This is a genomic window from Pseudomonas sp. P5_A2_2 (assembly GCF_054177685.1).
In genome coordinates this window covers 1-4,550 of record NZ_JBGCUL010000341.1, presented here as the reverse complement: position 1 = coordinate 4,550, position 4,550 = coordinate 1, and the positions used below count along the sequence as shown (strand labels likewise).

At 58.6% G+C, this 4,550-nt stretch carries 4 protein-coding genes and 2 pseudogenes; 4 read left to right on the top strand and 2 right to left on the bottom strand.

Annotated features, from left to right (window positions below; genetic code table 11):
- The 3 genes and pseudogenes from ACXRVY_RS17845 to ACXRVY_RS17835 all read left to right on the top strand — a co-directional run.
- Positions 1-768, top strand: a pseudogene (locus ACXRVY_RS17845) (threonine synthase); the annotation flags it as partial.
- 119 nt (positions 769-887) lie between these two features.
- A complete protein-coding gene (locus ACXRVY_RS17840; protein WP_458237886.1) occupies positions 888-2,243 on the top strand; it encodes a transporter substrate-binding domain-containing protein in 1,356 nt (451 codons plus the stop codon).
- Between the two features lie 160 nt (positions 2,244-2,403).
- On the top strand, positions 2,404-2,691 hold the full coding sequence (locus tag ACXRVY_RS17835) for a DUF3509 domain-containing protein (protein WP_223459912.1): 288 nt from the start codon (positions 2,404-2,406) through the stop codon (positions 2,689-2,691).
- A gap of 169 nt (positions 2,692-2,860) precedes the next feature.
- Here the strand turns inward: ACXRVY_RS17835 and ACXRVY_RS17830 are convergent.
- Both ACXRVY_RS17830 and ACXRVY_RS17825 read right to left on the bottom strand, forming a co-directional pair.
- Positions 2,861-3,055, bottom strand: a pseudogene (locus ACXRVY_RS17830) (TIGR02285 family protein); the annotation flags it as partial.
- 4 nt (positions 3,056-3,059) lie between these two features.
- Positions 3,060-4,259 (bottom strand): CaiB/BaiF CoA transferase family protein, encoded by a 1,200-nt coding sequence (locus ACXRVY_RS17825; protein WP_223459914.1) that lies wholly within the window; start codon positions 4,257-4,259, stop codon positions 3,060-3,062.
- 147 nt (positions 4,260-4,406) lie between these two features.
- On the opposite strand from ACXRVY_RS17825, the gene ACXRVY_RS17820 reads away from it, so the two are divergent.
- Positions 4,407-4,550: YaeQ family protein (locus ACXRVY_RS17820; RefSeq protein WP_458237887.1), on the top strand; the 144-nt coding region annotated here is incomplete at its 3' end.

The following is a 4,550-nucleotide window of genomic DNA, read 5'->3' as shown; positions in this document are numbered from 1 at the left end:
CGCCTGGTCGCCGTGAACTCGATCAACTGGGCGCGGATCATGGCCCAGATCGTTTACTACTTCCATGCGGCCCTGCAACTGGGCGGCCCKGCGCGTTCGGTGGCGTTCTCGGTGCCGACTGGCAACTTCGGCGACATCTTCGCCGGTTACCTGGCGCGCAACATGGGGCTGCCGATCAACCAGTTGATCGTCGCCACCAACCGCAACGATATCCTGCACCGCTTCATGAGCGGCAACCAGTACGTCAAGGAAACCCTGCACGCCACGCTGTCGCCGTCCATGGACATCATGGTGTCGTCGAACTTCGAACGCCTGCTGTTCGACCTGCACGGTCGCAACGGCGCGGCCATCGCCGGGCTGATGGATTCGTTCAAGCAGGGCGGCGGTTTCAGCGTCGAGCAAGAGCGCTGGACCGAAGCCCGCAAGTTGTTCGACTCGCTGGCCGTGGATGACGCGCAAACCTGCGAAACCATTGCTGAAGTCTACGAGCAGACCGGTGAAGTGCTGGATCCGCACACTGCCATCGGCGTGAAAGCTGCGCGGGAATGCCGTCGCAGCCTGGACATTCCAATGGTGATCCTGGGCACTGCCCACCCGGTCAAATTCCCGGACGCCGTGGAAAAAGCCGGCGTAGGAAAAGCACTCGAACTGCCTGCACATCTTTCTGATTTGTTTGAACGAGACGAACGTTGCACCGTATTGCCAAATGACCTGAAGGCCGTGCAGGCCTTTGTCAGTCAGCATGGCAACCGCGGCAAGCCGCTGTAACCGGTCAGCGCTGTAACATTTTGAAGCCCGTCTCCTGACGGGCTTTTTCATTTCTGCATGCACACTTGTCGTGTCATCGCCGTGAAAGGACAGGCGAATGGATCACCAAGGACATGGGAATGCTGTTTACAAGTGTGTTCAAGCCAGTCGCGCGCTGGCTGTTTTTATTCGGCATGCTGGGAATCGCCGAATGGGGAGGGGCGAGCTCTGCATCGCTTCAGGATCGTGGGAAGTCTGACGCACGCTCAATGGTCGTGCTGGATGAACAGGAGTTGCAGTGGATGGCCAGCCATCCACGGGTCGTGGTCACGGCACTGGAATATCCGTTATACCTGTTCAAGGATGAACATGGCCAATGGACGGGCTTGAACAGTGACCTGCTCAAGCGCATCAGTGACATGACGGGGTTGCAGTTCGTTTACGAACAGTCTTTTTCCACCGATCAGATGCTGGCCCATCTGGAAAGCGGCGCGGCGAATTTGAGTACGACCCTGGCGATGAATGACGAACGCAAGGTATTTCTCGATTTCAGCCATGCGTTCGGCGGTGCCGGATGGGTCTTTGTCGGGCAGGCTGGGGCTCCGCCGGTGCAGTCGCTGGAGGATATGGCGAAGCGGGTACTGGTGCTGCCGACCCGGCATGCACTGGAAACGGTGATCCGTCGTGATTATCCGTCCATCGAATTGCGTTCGGTCAAAACCTACACAGAAGCCCGTGCCTGGGTTGAAAGCGACGAAGCCTACGTCACCATCGAAAATGAAATCGGCGCCCAGCATTTTCCGTCGGGTCGGCTGCAGATCGGGGCTGTGGTGCCGGGCAAATGGGATGCGGATTATCTGACGTTGCGCAAAGGTCAGCCGCAGTTGCTGAGTATCCTCAACAAGGCGCTTGAGGCGTTTCCTGCGCAGGAGCTGCGCGACCTTCGCCTGAAGTGGTTCGGCGGCGCTACCGTGCCACAGCCGCCTGGCCTCTGGCAGCGGATTGACCAGTGGGTCTGCTGGGGCATGCTTGTGCTCAGCCTGTTCGRCCTGTTGTCCCTGCTCTGGAATCGGCGGTTGGCGGTGGTGGTCAGGCAACGGGTCGAGGCCCAAAGCAGCCTGCGCGATCAGCTCGCCTTCCAGCATGCCCTGATGGATGCCATGCCTGACCCGATGTTTGTCCGTGATCTTCAAGGGCGTTTGATCATGTGCAACAAGAGTTATGAGGACGCCTTGTCGACGCGTTTTGACCGGATGCAGGGGCGACAGTTGATCGAGGTCGATGTCATGCCCAGACAAACCGCGGAACTGCTGCACGCCGAGTTTCTGGCGCAGTTGAGTACACGCAGGACGCGCTTCTTCGAGCGTCAATTGATGTTCAAGGACGGTGTCAGGGATATCTACCAGTGGACGGTGCCGTTTTACACGGCCGATGGCCAGCTACGAGGATTGTTGGGGGGCTGGGCCGATATCGCCCGGCGTACCCGACAGACGTGATGGTTGCGTTTTTTCTCTGTCATGTTCGCCGTGCATGCTCACTTGACTGAGCGGCAGGTTCACCTGCAGTCAGTATCCAGAACTTTCTTCTCGGGCCAGCGGTCATCTGTTGTAGGCATGCCCCAGGCACGTTGTTTCGGACTATTGAGGGGTGATAGGGATGGAAAGTATCAGTCTGTTGCTGGGTGAGGCGATGAGCCCGTATCAGGTCACATTGACCTCGTCAGGCATTCGTGGCGAATGCCGGGTAACCCTGAAGAATGCTATCGGCGCGACCGTGGTCGAGCGCGAGTTCAATCAGCTCCAGTTGAATGACAAACGCCTGCTGACGGATGTGGTCGACGGTTTGCATCGCGACGTGCTGATCGCTGAAGGACGCCTTGAGCCTTGTGTCATCGCGGCATTGCGTAATGCGGCGCAGGACAAGCTGCTGGCCAGCCGCAATTGAAGGGATTTTTGTGGGAACCTTCCCGCGCCCAGGTCAGTCAGACTTTGTAACAGCAGGATCAAGCATTGTGCTCCGGTGCTTGTAGCTTGCTGCTACTGGTCTCCAGGCAGACCACGTTTAACCCCGGGTCGTCTCCCCACTTCCCGGGGTTTCTTTTGCCCGGGATTTGTCAGGGTTGCACCAGGTTGTCGAAAAACGCCTTGGTGTCTTTCAGGTAATCGCTGCGGCTCTCAGGATCCAGCCAGGCGGCGTAGGCCTCATCAAGGCGTTCGCGGGGAAGGGTGCGCAGCACCTGGTTGATCTCGACAATGGCCTGCCGGCCCTTTGGCGTGTCGGTGCAGCCGATATAACCGGACAGGTATTGCAGTTCAGATGGCACCGTCTTTGCGCAACTCTGCGATCTGCGTCGCGTCATAGCCAAGTTCCTGGAGTACCTGTGCGTTGTGCTCACCCAGTTGTGGCCCGACCCATTCACATTCTCCGGGTGTCTCTGAAAGTTTCGGCACAATGCCCGGCATCTTGAAGTCTTTGCCGTCCGGCAGCTTGGCCTGCAGGAACATTTCCCGTGCCAGGTATTGAGGATCATTGAACATGTCTTCGGCGCTGAAGATCCGACTGACCGGCACCTCGGCCTGATTGAGTCGCGCCAGCACCGTGTCCAGCGGCAACGAGTTGACCCAGCGATCGATGACGCCATAAATCTCGTCGCGTCGGGCATCGCGGCCATCGTTGCTGGCAAGCAGAGGATCGTTGGCCAGGTCTTCCCGGTCAATGATCAGCATGAAACGTTTGAAAATCGCGTCGCCATTGGCGCCGATCTGCACGTGCTTGCCATCGGCGCTGGTGTGGATCGAGGACGGGGTGATGCCCGGCATGATGTTGCCCGTGCGTTCGCGAATGAAGCCGAACACATCGAACTCCGGGACCATGCTTTCCATCATCGCGAAGATGGCTTCGTACAGCGCCACGTCCACCACTTGCCCCTGGCCACCGTTGACCTCGCGATGACGCAGGGCCATCAGTGCGCCGATCACGCCCCAGAGCGCGGCAATCGAGTCGCCGATGGAAATGCCGGTGCGCACCGGTGGCCGGTCTTCGAAGCCGGTGATGTAGCGCAGGCCCCCCATGGATTCACCAACTGCGCCAAAGCCGGGCTGATCTTTCATCGGGCCGGTCTGGCCGAAACCCGACAGCCGCACCATGACCAGTTTCGGGTTCAAGGTGTGCAGGACGTCCCAGCCCAGGCCGAGTTTCTCCAGGACGCCGGGACGAAAGTTTTCGATCAGAATGTCTGCTTCACCCAGCAGCTGTTTCAGGATCGCCTGACCGTCAGGGTGCTTGAGATTGAGGGTCAGGGACTTTTTATTGCGGGCCTGGACGAACCACCACAACGAAGTGCCTTCATACAACTTGCGCCATTTGCGCAATGGATCACCGCCGTCCGGGGACTCGACCTTGATCACATCGGCACCGAATTCAGCGCAAATGCGCGAAGCAAACGGGCCGGCAATCAAGGTACCCAATTCGATGACTTTCAGACCGGAAAGCGGTTTGGCGGTGAGCGGCATGCGGGATCCTGCAGGACAAAGGATGAGCGAATACAGCGTTTTAACATAGCCGACGGTCAGGCGCTTCAGGTTGATCACCTTCAATTCGTGGATTGCCTTGCGCATCGGTTAGACTTGCCGCCTTTCCTCGTATCAAGAAGCCCGTTCATGGCCCAGCCGTCCACGACCTACAAGTTTGAACTGAACCTCACCGACCTTGACCGCAGCGTCTACGAGAGCGTGAAGCAGACCATCGCCCGTCACCCTTCGGAAACCGAAGAGCGCATGACCGTGCGCCTGCTGGCCTACGCC